Raw genomic sequence first — 1,709 nt, 5'->3', positions numbered from 1 at the left:
AGCTAACACTAAGGCTCTAGAAAGGAGGTGTTCCAGCCGCACCTTCCGGTACGGCTACCTTGTTACGACTTAGCCCTAGTTACCAGTTTTACCCTAGGCAGCTCCTTGCGGTCACCGACTTCAGGCACCCCCAGCTTCCATGGCTTGACGGGCGGTGTGTACAAGGCCCGGGAACGTATTCACCGGATCATGGCTGATATCCGATTACTAGCGATTCCAGCTTCACGGAGTCGAGTTGCAGACTCCGATCCGAACTGTGACCGGTTTTATAGATTCGCTCCTGGTCACCCAGTGGCTGCTCTCTGTACCGGCCATTGTAGCACGTGTGTAGCCCAAGGCGTAAGGGCCGTGATGATTTGACGTCATCCCCACCTTCCTCACAGTTTGCACTGGCAGTCTCGTTAGAGTTCCCGACATGACTCGCTGGCAACTAACAACAGGGGTTGCGCTCGTTATAGGACTTAACCTGACACCTCACGGCACGAGCTGACGACAACCATGCAGCACCTTGTAAATTGTCTTGCGAAAGATCTGTTTCCAAACCGGTCAATCTACATTTAAGCCTTGGTAAGGTTCCTCGCGTATCATCGAATTAAACCACATGCTCCACCGCTTGTGCGGGCCCCCGTCAATTCCTTTGAGTTTCAAACTTGCGTTCGTACTCCCCAGGTGGGATACTTATCACTTTCGCTTAGCCACTGAGATTGCTCCCAACAGCTAGTATCCATCGTTTACGGCGTGGACTACCAGGGTATCTAATCCTGTTCGCTACCCACGCTTTCGTCCATCAGCGTCAATATATTAGTAGTAACCTGCCTTCGCAATTGGTATTCCATGTAATCTCTAAGCATTTCACCGCTACACTACATATTCTAGTTACTTCCTAATAATTCAAGTCAGACAGTATCAATGGCCGTTCCACCGTTGAGCGATGGGCTTTCACCACTGACTTATCTGACCGCCTACGGACCCTTTAAACCCAATGATTCCGGATAACGCTTGGATCCTCCGTATTACCGCGGCTGCTGGCACGGAGTTAGCCGATCCTTATTCTTACAGTACCGTCAAGTCTCTACACGTAGAGGTGTTTCTTCCTGTATAAAAGCAGTTTACAATCCATAGGACCGTCATCCTGCACGCGGCATGGCTGGATCAGGCTTGCGCCCATTGTCCAATATTCCTCACTGCTGCCTCCCGTAGGAGTCTGGTCCGTGTCTCAGTACCAGTGTGGGGGATCTCCCTCTCAGGACCCCTACCCATCGTAGCCTTGGTATGCCGTTACCATACCAACTAGCTAATGGGACGCATGCTCATCTTTCACCGATAAATCTTTAAATACATCTTGATGCCAAGTCGTATTACTATAAGGTATTAATCCAAATTTCTCTGGGCTATCCCTTTGTGAAAGGTAGATTGCATACGCGTTACGCACCCGTGCGCCGGTCTCAGAAAAGCAAGCTTCTCCTACCCCTCGACTTGCATGTGTTAAGCCTGCCGCTAGCGTTCATCCTGAGCCAGGATCAAACTCTTCATCGTATATTATGCGAATCAAATTGCTTTGATTCTATTTATTTTTGACTGAAGATCTATCGGTTTTTTCAAATCTCTCGATTCTATTACTCTTTATTCTTTTGTTTTGAAATCTCTTTCAAAACGGCTGTCAATTCAATATGTCTAGGAACGTGTCTTACCTTGTTTCTCGTCTCGTT

The 1,709-nt window shown here is 48.4% G+C and carries 1 rRNA gene; it reads right to left on the bottom strand.

Annotation, left to right across the window (positions count from 1 at the left end):
* Positions 1 to 20: 20 nt before the first annotated feature.
* Positions 21 to 1,536, bottom strand: a 16S ribosomal RNA gene (locus tag BLV91_RS16695).
* Positions 1,537 to 1,709: the final 173 nt, after the last annotated feature.

The organism is Flavobacterium degerlachei, assembly GCF_900106645.1.
Lineage (GTDB): Bacteria > Bacteroidota > Bacteroidia > Flavobacteriales > Flavobacteriaceae > Flavobacterium > Flavobacterium degerlachei.
The sequence above is the reverse complement of the archived record's forward strand: the minus strand, read 5'-3'. Positions and strand labels throughout refer to the sequence as shown.